This window comes from Patescibacteria group bacterium, assembly GCA_024654625.1.
Taxonomy (GTDB): domain Bacteria; phylum Patescibacteriota; class Minisyncoccia.
The window spans coordinates 11,911-32,534 of record JANLHB010000006.1 but is presented as its reverse complement, the minus strand read 5'-3'; the positions used below and the strand labels follow the sequence as shown (position 1 = coordinate 32,534).

15 protein-coding genes are annotated in these 20,624 nt (G+C 39.9%); 11 read left to right on the top strand and 4 right to left on the bottom strand.

The window, feature by feature from the left end:
- Nucleotides 1-354: 354 nt before the first annotated feature.
- From NUV40_00790 to rplU, 6 genes are all read left to right on the top strand, one after another.
- A complete protein-coding gene (locus NUV40_00790; GenBank protein MCR4342424.1) occupies nt 355-543 on the top strand; it encodes a hypothetical protein in 189 nt (62 codons plus the stop codon).
- Nucleotides 544-731: 188 nt separating this feature from the next.
- Nucleotides 732-3,452 carry a cation-transporting P-type ATPase gene (locus NUV40_00785; protein ID MCR4342423.1) on the top strand — a complete coding sequence of 907 codons (2,721 nt, stop codon included), beginning with the start codon at nt 732-734 and terminating at the stop codon, nt 3,450-3,452.
- A 20-nt stretch (nt 3,453-3,472) separates the two neighbouring features.
- Nucleotides 3,473-4,420, top strand: a complete 948-nt coding sequence (locus NUV40_00780; protein ID MCR4342422.1) for a sodium:calcium antiporter — start codon at nt 3,473-3,475, stop codon at nt 4,418-4,420.
- Between the two features lie 14 nt (nt 4,421-4,434).
- A complete protein-coding gene (locus NUV40_00775) occupies nt 4,435-5,499 on the top strand; it encodes a DNA recombination protein RmuC (GenBank protein MCR4342421.1) in 1,065 nt (354 codons plus the stop codon).
- Nucleotides 5,500-5,744: 245 nt separating this feature from the next.
- Entirely contained in the window at nt 5,745-6,527 is a 783-nt protein-coding gene (locus NUV40_00770; GenBank protein ID MCR4342420.1) for a hypothetical protein, read from the top strand.
- Nucleotides 6,528-6,685: 158 nt separating this feature from the next.
- Nucleotides 6,686-7,000 (top strand): 50S ribosomal protein L21, encoded by a 315-nt coding sequence (gene rplU / locus NUV40_00765; protein ID MCR4342419.1) that lies wholly within the window; start codon nt 6,686-6,688, stop codon nt 6,998-7,000.
- Between the two features lie 34 nt (nt 7,001-7,034).
- On the opposite strand, the gene NUV40_00760 is transcribed toward rplU, so the two are convergent.
- From NUV40_00760 to NUV40_00745, 4 genes are all read right to left on the bottom strand, one after another.
- Entirely contained in the window at nt 7,035-7,670 is a 636-nt protein-coding gene (locus NUV40_00760; protein MCR4342418.1) for a recombination protein RecR, read from the bottom strand.
- 5 nt (nt 7,671-7,675) lie between these two features.
- On the bottom strand, nt 7,676-9,034 hold the full coding sequence (gene dnaB / locus NUV40_00755) for a replicative DNA helicase (protein MCR4342417.1): 1,359 nt from the start codon (nt 9,032-9,034) through the stop codon (nt 7,676-7,678).
- A 75-nt stretch (nt 9,035-9,109) separates the two neighbouring features.
- On the bottom strand, nt 9,110-10,558 hold the full coding sequence (gene cysS, locus NUV40_00750) for a cysteine--tRNA ligase (protein MCR4342416.1): 1,449 nt from the start codon (nt 10,556-10,558) through the stop codon (nt 9,110-9,112).
- A gap of 13 nt (nt 10,559-10,571) precedes the next feature.
- Nucleotides 10,572-11,486, bottom strand: coding sequence for a magnesium transporter CorA family protein (locus tag NUV40_00745; GenBank protein MCR4342415.1), 915 nt, complete (start codon nt 11,484-11,486; stop codon nt 10,572-10,574).
- Between the two features lie 180 nt (nt 11,487-11,666).
- On the opposite strand from NUV40_00745, the gene NUV40_00740 reads away from it, so the two are divergent.
- From NUV40_00740 to rpoC, 5 genes are all read left to right on the top strand, one after another.
- Complete coding sequence (locus NUV40_00740; protein MCR4342414.1) at nt 11,667-11,819, top strand: hypothetical protein; 153 nt, start codon at nt 11,667-11,669, stop codon at nt 11,817-11,819.
- 47 nt (nt 11,820-11,866) lie between these two features.
- Nucleotides 11,867-12,061, top strand: coding sequence for a DUF977 family protein (locus tag NUV40_00735; protein MCR4342413.1), 195 nt, complete (start codon nt 11,867-11,869; stop codon nt 12,059-12,061).
- 288 nt (nt 12,062-12,349) lie between these two features.
- On the top strand, nt 12,350-13,246 hold the full coding sequence (locus tag NUV40_00730) for a hypothetical protein (GenBank protein ID MCR4342412.1): 897 nt from the start codon (nt 12,350-12,352) through the stop codon (nt 13,244-13,246).
- Nucleotides 13,247-13,662: 416 nt separating this feature from the next.
- Nucleotides 13,663-16,875: a DNA-directed RNA polymerase subunit beta gene (locus NUV40_00725; GenBank protein MCR4342411.1), complete on the top strand. Its 3,213-nt coding sequence runs from the start codon at nt 13,663-13,665 to the stop codon at nt 16,873-16,875.
- Between the two features lie 5 nt (nt 16,876-16,880).
- Complete coding sequence (rpoC, locus tag NUV40_00720; GenBank protein MCR4342410.1) at nt 16,881-20,528, top strand: DNA-directed RNA polymerase subunit beta'; 3,648 nt, start codon at nt 16,881-16,883, stop codon at nt 20,526-20,528.
- Nucleotides 20,529-20,624: the final 96 nt, after the last annotated feature.

The following is a 20,624-nucleotide window of genomic DNA, read 5'->3' as shown; positions in this document are numbered from 1 at the left end:
CACGCAATCGGGGCGTACGCCTTGGTCTAAAGCCACCACGCACGCGGAGCGTGCGATTAGCTCTCGAAAAAGGTTCGCGCAAAGGATATGATTAGATCATAACGAACGAAGTGAGTTTGAACCTAAGGAAGCCAACTGCTCGGCTTCCGGCGGAGAATCGAAAGGATTTTCCTTATGAACGAGCCTAAAGGCGAGAGAATGGAAAATCACCTGGCTATGTAATAGCCGATTCTCCGCAGAGTCATCAAAATAAGGATGCAAAAGCTTGCTTTTTCTTTTGTTTGTTTTATTGTTTAAGTAGAGCACTTTCTTATAATTCGTATTAACATATGATCAATATATCAGGAGGATTATATGAGAAGACTAAAAGAAAGGCTAAAAAACGAGTCTAGGTATCTACGACACGATATATCGGCATTATGGGTATCTTATAACCCATTCGATATATTAAGTTTTTTCTTCTTTGCACTCCTTGTATCTCCGGCTTGGGTATTAGGATTTATCCTGTCCGCTTCAGGCTGGTATGAGATTACAGATAGTTAGTCGTAGATAGTTAGCGAATTTAATCCCGTGGCTTTTTAAAAGCCACGGGATTTTTTTGATTAAAAACATAAAGGACTCACCTTTTGATAGGCGTATCCTAAAAAGGTGAGACCTTTTTGAACTTTTTTGAAAGGCTTGTGTATAACGACCAGGAGGGGATTTGATCTTTATGTTATAATTACCCCAATATGACGAAGGAAAAAGAATGGCAAGCTATTGAGCTTAAAAAAATAATAGAAGAATTAGAAACAGACATAGAAAAAGGCCTTAGTGATGAGCAGGTGCATCTAAGTAGGAGAAGTTTTGGCAGTAACACGCTTAAACCGCCGAAAGGATTTCGTTTTATAAAGCTTCTTTGGTCTCAAATTAAAAGTCCTCTTGCTTTAGTGCTTATCGTTGCCGGTATTATAGCCGTCATCCTTGGGGAATTTGCCGATTCTTTTGTTATATTTGCGGCGGCTGTTATCAACACATCTATCGGCGTATTTCAAGAAGGAAAGGCCGGAAAAACATTTTCCGAACTGGCTTCATCTCAGAAAAGATGGGCTACTGTTCTAAGAGATGAAGGAAAGAGGGTAATAGCATCAAGCGAAATTGTGCCCGGGGATATTATCTTGGTAAAAGCAGGCGATATTATACCGGCTGATGCAAGGATAATAGAATCAAAGAATCTTGAGTCTAATGAGTCAGCTCTTACAGGGGAATGGGGATCCGTGCAAAAGGAAGAATCGAACTTAGCCCCTGATATAAGAATACCAGAAATGACAAACATGCTCTGGTCAGGCACTCTTATCGCTTCAGGCTGGGGAAAAGCTGTCGTGGTAAGGACGGGGATGAAGACGGAAATAGGCAAGATTGCCGATATGGTAAACGAAGGAGAAGTGCAGACTCCTTTTCAAAAAAATATCTCTAAGTTAGCGCGAGTGTTAAGCGTAATTATATTTTTTACTCTTGTGATCATTTTTACTATCGGTTTATTAAAAGGAGAACCTCTTACGGAGATGTTTCTCCTTTCGGTAGCGATAGCTGTAGCGGCCATACCTGAGGGCTTACCTATAGCTGTGACAGTCGTATTGGCCTTAAGTATGGGGAGGATATTAACGAAAGGCGGACTAGTTAAGCACTTATCAGCAGCGGAAACCTTGGGAAGCGCGACTATTATTTTAACAGATAAGACAGGTACTCTGACTCAAGCGAAAATGCAAGTTTCAGACATTATCACATTTTCGTCGCTCTCTGATTCAAAAGATATCCATTCTAAAGATTCAGATAAAAAAAACGTACTTGAGATGGCGATGCTCTCAGGAGACGCTTTTATAGAGAATCCAAAAGCTGTTTTTGAAGAATGGGTGGTTCGCGGTGAAGCGATGGATAGGGCTATCCTTTTGGCACGGATAGAATCTGGAAATCTGTCAGATTCATCTTCTGATGATTCTATGAGGCTTGATTTTATACCTTTTGACGCAAAGAACAGATTTTCCGCTTCAATGAATAAGGCAAAGGGTAACGATAATCGCATCTACCTCAAAGGTTCTCCCGAGCTAGTGCTTGCTATTTCAAATATGGTCTACAACAACGGCGAGGTTTCAAAGATGACAAAAGCCGAGAAAAATTTATTGGAAAAAGCTTATTCGGAAAAGACAAATGCGGGTATGCGCCTTATCGCCGTGTCTTATAAAGATGGCAAGTGGAAGGATTTTAATGAGTGTAGTGACCTAATGAAAGAAGTGAGTAAGTCTGCCCAAGCTCAAGGTGGAGCTAAAAACACCGACTTTGTATTTGTTGGCTTCATCGCCTTTCATGATCCTATTAGGGTAGATGTAAAAGATTCTATAAAAATAGCCAGAGAAGCGGGGATAAGAACGATAATGGTAACCGGCGACCACAAAGTGACAGCTGAGAAAATTGCCGAAGAGGCCGGAATTACGAAGTCTGGCAGAACAATGGAAGGCTTTGAAATAGACAATTTAGATGAAAAAGAATTAAGGAAACTTGTAGGAGAAGTGTCTGTGTTTGCCCGAGTTCTTCCGTATCAGAAGCTTAGGATAGCTCAGGCCTTGCAGAAAAATGGCGAGATAGTAGCTATGACAGGAGACGGAGTGAACGACGCGCCAGCTCTCTCAAATGCTGATATTGGAGTGGCCTTAGGCTCCGGTACAGAGATTGCCAAAGAAGCTTCCGACCTCGTGCTTCTTGATAATAACTTTAGTATCATAGTTTCTGCCATAGAGGAGGGAAGGAGAATCGTCAGTAATTTGAAAAAAATAGTTACATATCTTCTGTCAACCGGCTTTAGCGAATTGATTGTTGTCGGCGTGTCTTTGTCTGCCGGTTTACCTCTGCCAATATTGCCTGTCCAGATACTGTGGACCAACATTATAGAAGAAGGATTTATGAATTTCGCTTTCGCGTTTGAGCCAAAAGAAGATGGTCTTATGCAAAGACAAGTAATTAACAAAACAAGCAGTAATATACTCACCAAGGATATCAAAATACTTATCTTCACCATATCTTTGGTAACGGCTCCGTTCCTTATGGTTTTATATTTGACACTTTTATCCTTAGGCTTACCCATAGAAGAAGTGAGGACGATAATGTTTGCCGGACTTTCTATAGACTCAATTTTCTTTACTTTCTCCCTTAAGAACTTAAGCGCACCAATATGGCGGATAGACATTTTCTCAAACAAATACTTGGTCCTCGCTTTTTTTACAAGCGCGATCGCTCTACTTACAGCACTATTCTTCCCGCCACTTCAAAAACTCCTTTCCCTAACAAAACTATCCGGATATGAATTATTGCTTATTCTCGGTATTGGACTTTTCAATCTTATATCTATAGAAATTGCTAAATATTTGATATTTGGAATACCGCGAAAATTAAAATCACACAAACTGGCTTCCGCTTAGGATTATGATAAAATTTTAATATGCTTATATATATAATAATATTTCTCTGCTCTTTCTTTCTTATAGCGCGTTCCGGCTCCATGCTTGTAAGCTCTCTCACATACCTCTCAAGACTAATGGGACTCTCAGAATACGCTATCGCTTTTATCCTTATGAGTTTTGCCACTTCCATACCGGAATTTTTTATAGGCATATCATCTACTGTTCAAGGCGCGCCGGAACTCTCTTTCGGCAATATTATCGGCGCTAATATTATAAATGTGATGGTAGTGATAGGCGCAGTAGCCATATTCTCCAAAGAAATAAAAATTGAAAGTAAAATTTCTAGAGAGAATTTCTGGCTGATATCTCTCTTGGCCTTCTTGCCTATTCTTCTCGTATCAGACGGAATCATCTCAAGAGGCGATGGACTGGTGCTTATTTTCTCCTTCCTTATATATGTCTTTAGGCTCTTGGGTGAGAAAGAGTATTTCAGTAAGATTTTAAACGGCGTTAAATTTAACCACGAAAATGTATTAAAGACATTTAAACACTTCTGGAAATTTGCCTTAGGTATTTTACTTCTTATGATAAGCTCATTCTTCTTGGTGTGGTCGGGGAAGATAATTGCTACAAACATAAATTTACCCCTCGTTTTTTTCGGGCTTATCTTTATTTCAGCGGGAACAGCTTTGCCAGAACTGGCTTTTGGTATAAAGGCTTCATTTATGGATCACTCTTCAATGACTCTTGGTAATGCCCTTGGCAGTATCGCCTTTACAGCAACTTTTATCATTGGCACGATGGCGCTCATAAGACCTATCTATTTTGTGCCGGAGTTTAGATTTACTATTGCCGTCATTTTTCTTTTTATCGGTTTCGTCTTGTTTAATTTCTTCGCTTATTCCCGATCGATTATTTCAAGAAGAGAAGGATTTGTGTTAATATTGGCTTACGTTGTCTTTCTGGCGACTCAGTATTTAGTTTAAATTATAATAATCTTATGAATATATTGCTTTTTATATTAATTTCTTTAGTGGCAGGCGCTATAATCGGCGGACTTATCGCTTGGTTTTTATCGTTTAAAAAAGTGATGGGAGCCAACGAGAAAGACGACCGCAGCATGCTTTTGATGCAGGAACAACTACGAGAGATAAGAAGCACCCTTGATACCAAACTTAGCGAGTCAACGAAGAATACTTCAGAGGCTATCCATAGGCAATTTGGAGAAAGCGCCAAGATAATACGCGACGTGACAGAGCGACTGGTAAAGCTTGATGAGACAAACAAACAGGTAGTAAACTTTGCCGACCAGCTTAAGAACCTGCAAGACATATTAAAGAATCCAAAGCAAAGAGGAGTCCTCGGTGAATATTACTTAGAGACACTTTTGAAAAATGTGCTTCCGCCGGGAAATTACCAAATGCAGTATCCTTTTAAAAATGGCGAGATAGTGGACGCGGTAGTGTTTGTGAAAGATAAAATCATCCCTATTGACTCAAAATTCTCCCTTGAAAATTATAATCGCCTAGTTGAAGCGCGTGATCCGCTTGAGAAAGAGCGTCTTGAAAAAGTATTTATGAACGACCTGAAGATGCGTATTCAAGAGACAGGAAAATATATTCGCCCAGGAGAGGGGACAATGGAGTTTGCTTTTATGTTTATACCGCACGAGGCTATCTACTATGACTTACTCGTAAATAAGATTGGTATGGTGACGGACGATACGGAGAATCTAATCCAGCGCGCGGCAAGCAAGTACAAAGTGATTATTGTCTCTCCGACATCATTCCTGGCCTATCTCCAAACAGTCCTGCAAGGGCTTAAGGCTATGCAGATAGAAGAGACTGCGAAAGATATTATCAAACGGGTAGGCGAACTGGGGAGTCATCTTTCAAAATATGACCAATATATGGCAAAACTTGGCAATTCGCTTTCCACAAGCGTAAATGCTTATAACACCGCAAGTAAAGAACTCAAGAAAGTGGATAAGGATATACTTCGTATATCTGGTGAAGCGGTGGGGGTAGAGAATATGATGCTTGATAAGCCGGATGTGGAGGAGTAGGCGTTATTCCACTACCGCCGAAGGCTCGCATTTTTTCAGGTGGATTATGAATTATTTGCAACACTTAGTGTTGCACTTCAGAGGCGAATTCAAGACAAATATTTGACTAATCATTGTGCGTGTAGTATCATCTCGGGAGATTTATTACTTTGTTCAACTGATGTCAACGTGGCACGTTGACATAAACTGAGTATATAAAGACCTTTAAAAACTAAACTTCTCAATTAAAAAAAGGGGGTATCTCTGTGAAAAAGATAATCTTAGTGCTGGTTCTTCTTGTTGCATTTCTTTTGTCTTTTGCGTTGGAAAAAAGCCATGCATATGTAGAGATAGAAGACGGAGTACTGGTGGCGTATGAAAAGAGAATCCTTTCAAGCGGTGTCCCTGACGGGATACCTGCAGAGGAATCATTGAAACTCTTTAACGGAGAGATTGCTCTGTACACTGTCAAAGGCGACAGAAACTACACTTACTGGGATTTCGGTTTCCCAGTAGACACGCGTTATACTCGCACAGACAGAATCATCTCTTACGGCAAGAAAGATGGATGGGGAGAAAAAAGCACTGAGATTGATATAAAAGAAAAAAGCATGTATAAGTTTATCCTTATGTTTGCGATGTCATTTATAGGCATACTGTTGATCAGTTTGATTGAACAAGGAGAAGGTAATAAAAAAGATCTTTTCTTGTGTTACGGAGCTATTTTCGTCTCCGTGGTCTTTACAATAGCCGTGGGGCTGACAATAGGCAAATATTCAACAACTGCCGGATATGTAATCGGCCTTATTGTAATAGGACTGGCAGGTACGATTTTCGGGCAGAAGCTTCATTGGAGATATGGCTGGTGGGGAGGCATATTCTTTTCTTGGGGTAACGCGGATATGGGCTCGTATGCCCATTTGTCGACCGACAAGGCGCTACTTGTATATGTGTTTTTCATCATATCCATAGGCGCCATATCGTACCTTACGGCAAACATACTGAATCATGCATTTTCCAAAACAAGAACAGTAGAAGAAAAGAAGTAATGGAGATATCTTTTTGATTAAAGGCGTCGTGAGAAATCACGACGCCTTTTTATTTTCACCTAAAATCACCTAAAAAAATGACCCTTTGTGTCTTTGCAGTAACAGACGAATATATGGGCTTGCCTTTTTCGGGTAAATTATATAAGATATAAGCTAATATGAAATTTGCAGTTATAAAAACGGGTGGCAAACAGTATCTTGTTGAGTCAGGGTCTGTTTTGAAAGTGGAGAAATTGCCGGAACTTGAAAAAGGCAGTAAGGTTGTTTTTAACGAAGTTCTTCTTATGGGCGACGACAATGGCATTACTATCGGCGCGCCTTTTATAGAGAAAGCATCTATAGAAGCCACTCACGAAGGAAATGGAAGAAATAAGAAAGTAACTGTCATACGATATAAATCAAAAACTCGCCAGATGAAAAAGAAAGGGCACAAACAGCACTTCTCTAAAGTTAAGATAGGAGAGATAAAATAATAAAAACGGCTCAAATTGAGCCGTTTTTATTATTTTATCCTCTATTTTTAAGGGCGCTTGAGAGAGTATTTGAGTCTGAATATTCAAGTTCTGTGCCGGTAGAGAGTCCTCGTCCAAGAACGCTTATCTTGATATTAAAGCGAGAGGCAAGAGGTTCAAGTATCTTTTTGATATATTGAACAGTGTTTTCTCCTTCAATAGTGGCACTAGTAGCTATTATTATTTCGCGCAGATTTGATTCTTCCGGAAGTTTAGCTTTCTTCTGCACTACATTAAACAATTCCTTGGCGTGTATTTTAGAAGTAGGTTCTGCTTCAGCAAGCGGGATAATTCCGCCTAGGATAAAGTAGAGGCCATTGTAGATATGCGCCCTCTCTATATTTTCAAAATCCACATCTTTCTCTACTACAAGAAGTAATGAATTGTCTCTTGATGAGTCAGCGCAAATTTTGCATATATCCGCAGTGTCTTCTTTATGTTCAAAAAAACGAAAGCATTCCGAGCATTTCTTGACGCTTTTTTTTAAATTCAGTAAAAGTGTTGAGAGCTCTTTAACGAATTTCTCATCAGTCGCAGATAGAAAGTAAGCAAACCTGCGCGCTTGTTTTGGGCCGATACCCGGAAATTTTAGAAAATATTCCGCTATTTTTTCTAATATATTTTGAGACATTATTTTTATATACTGCCGAAATCGCCTTTCTCTATTGTTGAGAAACTTACTTTCTGCTCATTAAAATATAATTCTACACTTCCAGTCGGGCCGTTTCTATGCTTTTCAATCATAATCTGGGCTATATTTTTCTTCTCGGTCTCTCTGTATTTATCTTCACGATAGATAAACATCACGACATCGGCGTCTTGTTCTATTGAGCCTGAATCACGCAAGTCAGAGAGACGGGGCACTCCTCCGCGCTGTTCTACAGACCTTGAGAGTTGAGAAAGGGCAAGGACGGGCACATCAAGCTCGCGAGCAAGCTGTTTAAGGGAGCGGGATATCTCAGTAATCTGCTGGACCATAGAGTCGGTATGTTTGCGAGGGGACATCAGTTGGAGATAATCTACAATGATAAGTCCCAAGCCATGCTGACTTTGAATTCTCCTTGCAGAAGATCTCATCTTTATAATATTATTTGAGGCGTCATCATCTATGAAGATTGGAGCCTTGGAAAGCCTGTCCATAGCATCCCGTATCCTTATGAATTCATCTTCGCTTGTGATGCGTCCTGTCCTTAGTTTCCAAGAATCTACATGCGCTTCAGAAGCAAGCATACGATCGGCTAATTGCCCAACACTCATCTCAAGAGAGAATATTCCGACAGGGATATTGTGCTTTATAGCTACGCCTCTTGCTAAGTCTAAGGCAAGAGATGTTTTACCATGAGAAGGCCTGGCGGCAAGAATGATAAGGTCTGATTTTTGAAAACCGGCAAGAAGATTATCAAGGTCGCGGAAACCAGTAGGTATTCCGCGGATTTCGTCTTTAGACTTATGCAGTTTATCAATCCTTTCCCATGCTTCATCAAGAGCATCTTTTATAGATACAAAATTTTTACTGTTTGAAGTCTGAGATATATCAAAAATCTTCTTCTCGGCTTGATCAAGCAAGATATCAATATCTTCATTTTCATCATAACCAAGTCCTGATATATGATGGGAAGCGCCGATAAGGTCTCGGAGAATTCTTTTCCTATGAACTATTTCGGCATAGTACTTGGCATTTGAAGCGGACGGTACAGAATTAACGAGATCTGTCAGGTAGCCATTTCCTCCTATTTCATCCAGTACTTTTTGCTCTTTAAGACGGTTGGATACGAATAAAAAATCTATCGGATCATGATTCTGAAAAAGTTCAAACATTGTCCTATAAATTATCTTATTCTTCTCGTGATAGAAATCTTCTTCCGAGAGAAGATCAGCCACATCGTGCATAGCTTCACTATCAAGCATTATAGAGCCGAGGACAGACTTCTCCGCATCAAGACTATGAGGGGGTATACGGACGGCGCCTGATTGAGTATTAGATTCATTTGTCATAGTAGGATTTTAACACAGTTAGGATAAATCAAAAACTATTGACAATATTCTGTTAGTATCATACTTTTGGCGGGGTTATATCTTTTTTATTTTTTGGCCTTTGACAGTGTCTTCTGTAGAGTAACCGAGTTTGGTTATCTCGTTTCGCAGTTCATCGGCTCTTTGCCAGTCTTTATCTTCACGAGCTTTTTCTCTAGCGATAGCGAACGCTAACACTTCTTCCGGTATTACTTCTTTTTCTTTTTTTGCCAGCTCAAGCCCCAACACTGCGTCAAAGTCATCTACTAACTCCAAAACTTTTTCCGCATCTTTTTTTGAGAGATTGCGCTCATCTATAAGCTTGTTTATATCTGTCACAAGATTAAAGAGAATAGCAAGCGCCTCTGGAGAATTCAAATCGTCGTTTATCGCGTTCTTAAATTCTTTCCTGATTTTAGTTAATAATTCTTTTATATTGGAAGAAAATTCTCTTTCTTCAGAAACTTCATTTAATCTTTCAGTAAATTCACGGAGGCGCAGAAGTCCGCTTTTGGCTTGAGAAAGCGATTCCCAAATAAACTTCATGGGTTTGTGATAGTGAGTTTGCAGAAGTAGTAGCCGAAATTCAAGAGGGGAGTAGCCGTGTTCTACTACATCTTTAAGAGTTATAAAACTGCCGGCCGACTTAGACATTTTAGCGTCGCCAAACTTAAGAAAAGCCCCGTGTAGCCAATATTTGGCAAATGGTTTTCCTGTTGCCGCTTCAGATTGTGCTATCTCGTTCGTATGATGCACTCTTATGTGGTCTTCCGCGCCACAGTGAATATCAAAACTCTCTCCAAGATATTTCATAGACATAGCCGAGCATTCTATATGCCAGCCTGGAAAACCTTTTCCCCACGGGCTATCCCAGCCTAGATCTTTGTTGAACTTCCACAAAGCAAAGTCTCTTAAATGCTTCTTCTCCGGATTAATACCGATCCTTGCGAATTTCTCGTCTGCGCTGGCTGATTGACTCTCATCCTTCAATAGACCGGCGAGCTTGCCGTAATCTTTAATCTTTGAAATATCAAAATAGACTCCGTCGCTTGTGGTGTATACATAACCTTTCTCTTCTAATTTTTTTATAAGACTTATTTGCTCTTGTATGTGATCTGAAGCGGAGCAATAAATATCAGGCGGTATAATATTTAAACTTTTTGTATCTTCTTTAAACTTATCGGCATAGAAACTGCCCACCTCTTTCATCGCTTCAAGTGTTAAAGGCTTACCTTCGCGCCGAAGCGCTTTGGTCATCTTATCTTCACCTTCGTCCGCGTCAGAGACCAAGTGCCCCACGTCAGTGAAATTCATAACATGATTAACTTTATAGCCGTTATACACCAAGACTCGCTTAAGCAAATCTTCAAAGATATATGTCCTTAAGTTGCCTATATGCGCATAATCATAAACAGTCGGACCGCAAGTATAAAGTCCCACTTTTTTATCAATAAGCGGTTTAAAAACTTCTTTTTTCCTTGGAAGAGTGTTGTAAAGTTTTAGCATCTTTTAAAAACGATTACATCCAACCTTTCCTTTTAAAGAAGGCGAACATAAATATAGTGGCAGTACCCATCACGCCTATTACAATCCAAAAATCACCCCTTATGCCAACAAGCGGAAGATAGTCAGTATTCATACCAAAGATGGCTGCCAAAAGAGAAAGAGGGAAAGTGACAAAAGCCATAATGGTAAGGAACTTCATCACTTCATTGGTTTTTGTAGAAAGGAGCGAGTCATTTGTCTCATGGAGATCCGTTAACGTCTCTTTTTGTATTTCTAGCTGGTTTGCCACTTTATAATATTCACCAATCATGTCAGCTAGGTGATAAGCGAAAGATTCGCCGAAGAAATTAGTTCCCGCAAACTCAAAAGAAGAGAGTATCTCTTTATGCGGTCTTATGGCTTGGCGGAAGTTTATAAGGTCGCGATTTACAACTGATATTTTTTTTACCATTTCTTTCTCTTTGCCATTAAATATATTATCTTCTATCTGGTCAATTTTTTGCTCTATATGGTCAAGCTGTCTGAGTGAGAATTCATAAAGCTGACGAAGTATATAGAAGACGAGAAAGCCGGCATGTTCGCCCATATTGCTTTTATCCAGTATTGAATTCACTTCAAACATTTTTGAAAATTCATGAAGAGGGTCAATCGTCTCATAGTGGCTTGTTATAAGGAAATTCTTTCCTATTATAAAATCCACCTCGCGTCCGTCTGAACCTTGCATCTTTTGGCTGTAAACAGGGAAATGAAGTATGAGGTAAATAAGATTAGGATAGACATCCACTTTAGGGCGAAGTGTCGGGCGCATGAGTTCATCGGCGACAAGAACAGGGACTGAATAGTCGTTTATAATTTTTTCAACATCGTCTCTCGTCGGAGACTCTAAGTTTATCCAAGTTAGCTTTTTGTGCTTATAGGTTGTCATCATAATGAGATTATTATAACGCAAATAGTAAAATTATTTAACTAGCCGGTGTGGAGATATAAATCCAAACCACAAAGGACAAAGGAAATTCCTTTGTATGGTGTCCAACACCGAGTGTTAGACATTTCGTTTCTCCACAGTTTTGATTAGAATAATTTAAAAGTTGCGTGTTAATATAAATATATGGAGAATATTTTATATTTCATCTTAGGAATAGCTTTAGGTTCTTACCTCAGCCGAAGCTGGACTACCAAAGGATTCAAAACTCTAAAGAAAAAAATTAAATCTAAAAATAAGAAAAAACATACCGAACCTCTACTACTGTCGCTCCAGTAATCTCAAAGGCCACTTCAAGGACTACCTCGGTTGTTTCAAAACGAATTATCCAAAAAGACAAAAACAAAGACAAGGTTCTCAAAATCTTTCAAGAAAATAAGAAAGTGACAAACGATGATATCGAAAAGATTCTCAAGGTGTCTGACTCCACCGCGGAACGATACTTAAACGAACTGGAGAAGAAGGGGAAGGTGGCCCAACACGGCAAAACAGGCCGAAGCGTTTTTTATACTCTAAAATAAACTTAACGTTAAGTTTATAATGTGCACCTTCCGGTAGTGCACATTTAGGTAAGATAATTAAACGGCTCATCCGCCACGGCAGATACGCCGCCTCTTGATTTTTGTTTGCCATATATGCTTAAAGGCTTTTCGCCTTTGTAAATTAAGATGATTAACCTTTGTCACCTCAATTTACCATAAATGTCACCCCATAAGGTTAACTGTACAAGAGCTTTACTTTTTTTACTGTTTAAGTAAAATAGCCACAGAAGACATTTGTACAAAACATAATAAAGGAGGTGGTCAAAAGTGATAAGGGTGAACGAGACTCAGTTTCGTAAAGTCTTCGAAACGATTTTTACGTGGTATCAAGAAAACAAGGGGATATTCACTCTCTATCCTGTAAAGGTCTTTGGGCCTCAGCACGTTTCTCTTCCAAAGAAAGTTGAGGAGGGGAGCAAGGAGCATCTGTATTGGTTGACACTTATCGCTCTCTCTGACAAGAGGACAAGTAGCACGTTCCTATATCGGAACTTTGCCAATATGTATGATCGCAATCCTCGGCTCTTTAGTAGAGGGATACGTCCTTCTCTTTGGCGCATGCGTCAACTTTTCAGAACGTATAAGATCGCACTTCCTCATAAGGAGGTCGAGTTTTTTCTCACGCGAAAGCAACATCTGGACAGGTTCTTTAATGGGGACCCTTTTGAAATTTATGAAGGGGTGGAGAATACGATAGAACTCTTAAAGAATCTGAGGAAGGTCGGTAAAGAGCACGGGGTGTCAAATATTTTTCCTGGTTCAAAAGGAAAAATATTTTGCCTCCTCTCAATGTTCTTGCGAGAGTTCAGAGACCTTTCATTTGAGAACATTGTTCCTGTTGATAGTTGGGTTCAAGCAATCAGCACATCAACAGGAGTTCTTGAAGGGAGAGGTCGTATCAAAGCACAACAGCTGGAAAAGATCCTGTCGCCACTTATGAAGGATGTCTTCCGTAAATACGAGGGTATTAAAGGGGCGGCAAATGCCACTTGGATACTTGGCAAATTTGGATGTAAAACTTGCAAGTATATCGACACGAAAGGTCTTTGTCCTGTGTATGATATCTGCAAGGGCCCATTCAAGAGGGCGAGGCATCATTCGTCGAATAAACATCTCGGTGTTATTCAACTACCTCCTGCTTATATGCAAAAATGTGCAGAGTAGAATTTAAATGATTAAGACCCCGCATAGTACGCCATGCGGGGTCGTTTTTATTATAGACTAGTCACCAGTGACTAGGGGTTATTAACCCTGTCCAAGGGGACCCCTTGGACGATTAAACGGCTCACTTCGTCAACTGGCGAAGTTAATTATCTTACCTAAATGTGCACCACCGAGTGGTGCACATTACCATCGCTATTTGTTAACACTGCAACAAAATTTGACAGATTTTGAGGCATGTGTATAATAGTTATTAATATCTAAATGATTGAGTTTTTGAAGCAATAGGGCAGAGGAAATATAATTAATAGCTTTAATTAGTGATCACTTATCATTTAACTAATTAAATAAGAAGAAATCTGCAAAGATCCCCTGAAGAATGAGGCGGAAGGGCGGTTTTTGTATTTTTTTGTTATTTTATGCATAATAAGCCATCATCGCATTTAGGAGAGAAGAAATTTTTTTCCAGATACAAGAAACCTTTTATTGACTTGCCTAACCTTGTTGAAGTCCAGACATTTTCATACGAATGGTTTTTAAAAGAGGGAATTAAAGAACTTTTTGACGAATTTTCACCTATTAGTGATTATTCTGAAAAAGAATTTACCATTGAATTTATCGGTTTTTCCGTAAGTGAACCTAAATTCAACGAATACGAATCAAAACTCAAAAATTTAACCTATAGCGCTCCCCTTAAGGTAAATATCAGACTTACCAACAAATTTCTAAAAGAAACAAGGGATCAAGAAATCTTTTTTGCCGATCTTCCTCTTATGACAGACCATGGCACTTTTATAATAAACGGTGTTGAGAGGGTGATAGTGCCTCAGTTGGCTCGCTCTTTTGGCGCGTATTTTACATCTAACATTTTTCGCGGACATAAATATTTTGGAGCTAAGATAATCCCAAACAGAGGAGCTTGGATTGAGATTGAGACGGATCCTGACGGAGCAATCTACGCCAGAATAGACAGGAAAAGAAAAATCCCGATAACTTCATTCTTAAGAGTTCTTAGGGCGGTTGAAAACAAAAAAACAAATCAAGAGATAGGATCCTATTTTGACAAAATTGATACCGGAAAAATCGCTTACATAAAAAATACACTGGAAAAAGACGTAACAACAAAGACTGACGAAGACGCTTTTATGGAAGTGTTTAAGAGGCTTAGGCCGGAAGAACCGACAACTCCTGAAAATGCCAGAGGATTTATTGAAGATATTTTCAGTCCGGCTCGTTACGATTTGTCTCAAGTCGGGCGATATAAGCTTAATTATAGGCTGGGATTCCCCGTAAATAATATAAAAAATGAATCAAAAGTAATTTCTTTTGATGATATGGTGGCGATCATCTCAAAAATAATTGAGATGAATAATGATCCAAGAGCGGTAAGCGATGATATAGACCACTTAGGAAATAGAAGGATAAGAGCTGTCGGTGAAATGCTCCAGCAAAGGCTTCGCGTAGGCATGGCGCGCCTTAAGAAAAACATTCAAGACAGAATGTCTACGCTGGACAAAGAAGTTCTTATGTCAAATCAGATAGTAAACCCTAGGCCATTTTCTGCTGTAATGAAAGAATTCTTCGCTACCAATCAGCTTTCACAATTTATGGGCCAGCAAAATATGCTTTCTGAAGTGGAGCATCTTAGAAGATTATCCGCTTTAGGTCCGGGTGGACTTACAAGAGAGAGGGCGGGTCTTGATGTTAGAGACGTTCATACATCGCACTATGGCAGAATTTGCCCTATCCAGACACCGGAAGGTCCGAATATTGGTTTGGTTGTTAACCTTTCAAGTTATGCCAAGCTTAATGAATACGGGATAATAGAAACGCCTTATAGAAAAGTAGTAAAGGGAAAAATAACTACAGAGATAGTTTACTTAAACGCGCATGATGAATCTAAATACAACATAGCTAACGCTATGCTTAGTTATGACTCTAAAACAATGCAAATACTTGATGACCAAGTGGAAGCAAGGTCTCGGACCAACCCCGGATATATCCCAAAAGAAGAAGTTGACTTCGTGGATGTGGCGCCAAACCAAGCATTTAGCATAGCCACATCTCTTGTTCCTTTTCTTGAACACGATGACGCGACGAGAGCGCTCATGGGTTCAAATATGATGAGACAAGCGACACCTTGTATCGTTACCCAAGCCCCGCTTGTTGCAACCGGAATTGAAGAGAAAGTCGCGCGCGACTCCGGAAGGCTTATTATTGCAAAAGAAGACGGCGAGGTAAGCTTTGTTGACGCAAGCGAGATAAGGATTAAAGAGAAAAAATCCAAGAAAGAAAGGATCTACAAACTGACAAATTTCCTAAGAACGAACGATTTTACCGCATTCCATCACAAACCTATTGTCAATATGGGCGACAAAATCTCGGCCGGGCAAGTTCTTGCCGACAACTCATCAAGCAGAGACGGGCAGCTGGCTTTAGGACAAAATATCCTGGTAGCTTTCCTTTCATGGGGAGGAGCAAACTATGAAGATGCTATTGTCATTTCAGAAAAATTGGTAAAAGATCACGTTTTGTCCAGTATTCATCTTGAAGAATTCTCTGTAAATGTCCGTGATACCAAACTGGGTCCCGAGCAGACTACTTTTGATATTCCAAATGTTGGAGAGGACAAGCTAAAAGACCTTGATGAAGACGGAATAGTCAGAATCGGGGCCGAAGTAAGGGCCGGCGATATTTTAGTCGGTAAAATTACTCCAAAAGGAGAGACCGAGCTAACTCCGGAAGAGCGTCTTTTAAGGTCCATCTTCGGAGAGAAAGCCCGAGACGTAAAAGATACATCGCTCAGGCTTGAGCATGGAAAGCGCGGGCGCGTTGTCAGTGTGAGAATCTTCTCCAGAGAAAAAGGAGATAAGCTTGAGTCAGGTATAATAAAACAGATTAAAATTGAAGTTGCCCAGATAAGAAAAATTTTGGTAGGAGACAAGCTATCCGGAAGGCATGGAAATAAAGGCGTTATTTCCAAAGTTTTGCCTGAGGAAGAGATGCCTTACCTCGCAGATGGAACGCCTGTTGATATAATCTTGAGCCCATTAGGTATTGCAAGCCGTATGAACTTCGGACAGATACTTGAAACGCATTTAGGCTGGGCGGCCGCCGGAGGCAACTTCCAGGCTATCACCACTCCGTTTGATGGCGTAAAAGAAGAAGAAATTAAAGAAGAACTTAAGAAAGCGGGACTCCCTGAGACGGGAAAAACAAAACTATTTGACGGCAGAACGGGAGAGGCTTTTGCCAATGACGTGACTGTCGGCTATATGTATATAATGAAACTTCACCACATGGTTGAAGATAAAATACATATGCGTTCAGTCGGACCATACTCTCTTATTACTCAACAGCCGCTTGGAGGGAAAGCGCAAGGCGGAGGACAAAGATTCGGAGAAATGGAAGTATGGGCGCTTGAAGGATACGGAGCCGCTCACATATTGCAAGAGATGCTTACTATAAAATCAGATGACATTATTGGAAGATCTGCGGCATATGACGCCATAGTAAAAGGCGAATCATTTAAAGAACCGAACCTGCCGGCATCATTTCACGTATTATTAAACGAATTGAAGGGTTTGGCTCTTGACGTAGAATTAAAAGGAAAAATTAACGAGAATAAATAAATTTTATGGAAAAAAAAGTCACAGATTTTGATTCAATAATGTTAAAACTTGCTTCTCCGGAGAAGATCCTTTCATGGTCTCACGGTGAAGTTACAAAACCTGAAACTATAAATTACAGAACTCAGCGCTCAGAGCGTCAGGGGCTCTTTGATGAGAGAATATTCGGACCGGAAAAGGATTATGAATGTTACTGCGGCAAGTATAGGCGCATCCGCTACAAAGGCATCATCTGCGAAAAATGCGGAGTGGAAGTAACGCGATCCATAGTAAGAAGAGAGAGAATGGGGCACATCGCTTTAGCAGTGCCTGTTTCTCATATCTGGTTTATACGAAACATTCCTTCAAGACTCGGACTTCTTTTGGATCTTTCAATAGCGGATCTTGAAAAAGTAATTTATTTTGCCGGATATATTATTACTAAAGTAAACGAGGAAGCTAAGACAAAACTGAGAAACGACCTTGAGAAAGAATATAAATCCAAAGTTAAAGAAAAAGCAAAAGGAGAAGAAAAAGATACTCTTAAAGACGCCTTGACTATGGCAAGGGCGGAACTTGATTCAATCAAGTCAAATAAAGTATTAAATGAAGTTGAATATCACAATATAAGTCTTAAATACGGCGAACTCTTAGAGGTGGAGACAGGCGCGGAGGGTCTTTATAACATCTGCAAAAACCTAGACCTAAAAGCGCTTCACAGTGAGATTGAAGCAAAACTTGAAACAGCTTCAGCTTCAGAAAAAGTAAAAAATCAAAAGAGATTAAAACTAGTCAGAGCCATGGACCAAGCCGGCGTGCGTCCTGAATGGATGTTCTTGACGGTTATACCTGTCACTCCGCCAGCCTTGCGCCCAATGGTGGCTCTTGATGGAGGAAGGCACGCCACTTCTGACGTTAATGATCTTTATAGACGGGTTATAAACAGAAACAATCGCCTCAAGAAGCTTATTGAGTTAAGAGCTCCTGATGTAATCTGCCGAAATGAAAAAAGAATTCTGCAAGAAGCGGTAGATGCGCTTATAGATAATTCTGCAAGGCAATCACAAAAGACGGCTATTTCACAGGCTCAAAGACGCCCTCTTAAATCACTCGCTGATATGTTAAGAGGAAAGCAGGGCAGATTCAGGCAAAATCTTCTAGGAAAAAGAGTTGATTATTCAGGACGAAGCGTTATCGTTGTCGGTCCGGAACTTAATCTGCATCAATGCGGACTGCCTAAGCATATGGCGCTTGAGCTTTTCCGTCCATTTGTAATATCAAAATTAATCTCAAGAGAAATGGCGTTTAATATAAGGGGCGCAAACAGACTTATTGACGAGAAGACTCCGGAAGTTTGGGCTATTCTTGAAGAAATTATTAAAGATAAATATGTCCTCTTAAACAGAGCGCCTACTCTTCATCGTCTTGGGATTCAGGCGTTTCAGCCTGTTCTTATAGAAGGAAACGCTATTCAAGTTCATCCGCTTGTTTGTTCCGCTTTTAATGCCGATTTTGACGGAGACCAAATGGCTGTACACGTTCCATTGTCTGACAAAGCTCAAAAAGAGGCGAAAGAAATTATGCTTTCATCTAGAAATCTATTGAATCCGGGGGACGGCAAGCCTGTAGTCCAACCTACTCAAGATATAGTGCTAGGGTGTTTCTGGATGACACAAATCGTTGACGGAGAAAAAGGAGAAGGAAAAGTATTCGCAAGTCCAAACGACGCTATAACCGCGTTTGACTTCGGCCACGTGGATCTTAAGGCTAAAATAAAACTTCCAGGAACAGACACCCCTAAATATAAAGCCTTTGCAGGGCAATTATTTGAAACTTCCATAGGACGACTCTTGTTCAATAGTGTTCTTCCTACGGATTTTCCTTTTATCAATGATGAAATGTCCAAGAAGAAACTTTCATCTATCACCGACCAACTTATCCTTAAATACGGTTCTGATAATACTCCAAAAATTCTGGATAAGATAAAAAATTTCGGATATAAATATGCCACTAAGTCTGGTATAAGCTGGGGCTATGAGGACCTTGTAATTCCTAAAGATAAAGAAATATTAGTTGAACAAGCAAGAAACAAAGTCGCTTTAATCGGGGACCAATACAAAGATGGACTCCTTACCGACAATGAGCGTTATCAAAAGATTATTGAAACGTGGGAAGGGGTAAGAAATAGCCTTGATAAGTTAGTGCCTGATGGGTTGGATAAATTAGGTCCTGTTTATGTTATGGTTACTTCAAATGCCAGAGGAACATGGGCGCAGATTGCTCAGATGATTGGTATGAAAGGACAAGTGGTTAACCCTGCCGGAAGGATTATAGATTTCCCTGTGCTTTCAAGTTATAAAGAGGGACTTACTGTTCTTGAGTATTTCATTTCTACTCACGGCGCAAGAAAAGGTCTTGCCGACACAGCTCTGAAGACGGCAAAAGCGGGCTATCTTACAAGAAGACTGGTTGATGTGGCTCAAGATGTGGTAGTAAATGAACATGACTGCAAAACAACACATGGTATCACTATTAAAAAGGAAGACGCCATAAAGAAAAATAAAAATCTTTCCACCTATATTGACGGAAGAATTCTATTAAATCCGATTAAAATAACTGTAGATAGAGAGACGCGCGAATTTAAAAAAAATCATTTAATAAACAGCGAAGAAGCGAAATTCATTGAAAATGGAGGTGTATCTGAAGTTATTGTCCGTTCTCCTATCAATTGCGAAGCTACAATAGGAATATGCCAACTTTGCTACGGAAGAGACCTCGGAAGAAATGATTTAGTGGAAATAGGCGCTACTGTAGGAGTCGTCGCCGCTCAAGCTATCGGCGAGCCGGGCACTCAGCTTACTATGAGAACTTTCCACCTTGGAGGAGTGGCTGGACGAGGAGACATTACTCAAGGTTTACCTCGCGTTGAAGAAGTTTTTGAAATGATCAAGCCTAAAAGCCCGGCAGTGTTATCTCATGAAGATGGAATAGTCAGTGGCATAACATTAGAAGGTGAAGAAAAAACTCTTACAATATTGGTAAAAGACGCCAAAGGAAAATCAGGCAAAAATGAGAAATCTTATATTATCCCGTTTGGAAGAGATATTATTGTAGAAGAAGGGCAAGAGGTTAAGCCGGGTATTCCTCTCACAGACGGGGCGATAGATATTTCCGAGCTTTATTCAACCGGAGGACAAGAAGCGGCTCAGAATTATATACTTTCTGAGATTGACACAACTTACTCTTCTCAAGGGGCGGCCATTGCAAGCAAACACATTGAAACAATTATCAGCAAGATGTTCTCAAGATTTAAGATTAAAAAGCAAGGCGATACTAAATTCAACGATGGAGAAATAGTTGAAAAATATATTCTTATTGAGGAAAATAAGAAAATGAAAGAGAAAGGAGGAGAAGAAGCCGAGTCAATCAAACAGCTTATGGGTATAAAAAAAGTAGCGCTTACAAGCGCAAGCTTCTTATCGTCAGCATCGTTCCAAGATACTACAAGGATATTGGTGCGTTCAGCCTTAAACGGAGCAGAGGACAAGCTCATAGGATTAAAAGAGAATGTAATGATAGGACGCCTTATCCCGGCAGGAACAGGCTTTAGGAAAAGAGGGGAAAGAAAACCGGAAAAAGAATACGAAACACGCGATAAGGAAGAGATGGGGAGCTAAAATTTAAACTTTCTCATCTTTGATCTTAAACATTTTGTAGGCTTAGGCGAATATATGCTACTATTTGCCTAGATACTTATTTTTTATTCTTTTATT

Excerpts from the sequence above, each read along its gene's own strand:
- NUV40_00740 (MCR4342414.1), top strand. The coding sequence starts at position 11,667 with ATGGAGAATATTTTATATTTCATCTTAGGAATAGCTTTAGGTTCTTAC.
- NUV40_00780 (MCR4342422.1), top strand. The coding sequence starts at position 3,473 with ATGCTTATATATATAATAATATTTCTCTGCTCTTTCTTTCTTATAGCG.
- NUV40_00785 (MCR4342423.1), top strand. The coding sequence starts at position 732 with ATGACGAAGGAAAAAGAATGGCAAGCTATTGAGCTTAAAAAAATAATA.
- NUV40_00760 (MCR4342418.1), bottom strand. The coding sequence starts at position 7,670 with ATGTCTCAAAATATATTAGAAAAAATAGCGGAATATTTTCTAAAATTT.
- dnaB (MCR4342417.1), bottom strand. The coding sequence starts at position 9,034 with ATGACAAATGAATCTAATACTCAATCAGGCGCCGTCCGTATACCCCCT.
- NUV40_00775 (MCR4342421.1), top strand. The coding sequence starts at position 4,435 with ATGAATATATTGCTTTTTATATTAATTTCTTTAGTGGCAGGCGCTATA.
- NUV40_00745 (MCR4342415.1), bottom strand. The coding sequence starts at position 11,486 with ATGATGACAACCTATAAGCACAAAAAGCTAACTTGGATAAACTTAGAG.
- rplU (MCR4342419.1), top strand. The coding sequence starts at position 6,686 with ATGAAATTTGCAGTTATAAAAACGGGTGGCAAACAGTATCTTGTTGAG.
- rpoC (MCR4342410.1), top strand. The coding sequence starts at position 16,881 with ATGGAAAAAAAAGTCACAGATTTTGATTCAATAATGTTAAAACTTGCT.
- NUV40_00790 (MCR4342424.1), top strand. The coding sequence starts at position 355 with ATGAGAAGACTAAAAGAAAGGCTAAAAAACGAGTCTAGGTATCTACGA.
- NUV40_00725 (MCR4342411.1), top strand. The coding sequence starts at position 13,663 with ATGCATAATAAGCCATCATCGCATTTAGGAGAGAAGAAATTTTTTTCC.
- cysS (MCR4342416.1), bottom strand. The coding sequence starts at position 10,558 with ATGCTAAAACTTTACAACACTCTTCCAAGGAAAAAAGAAGTTTTTAAA.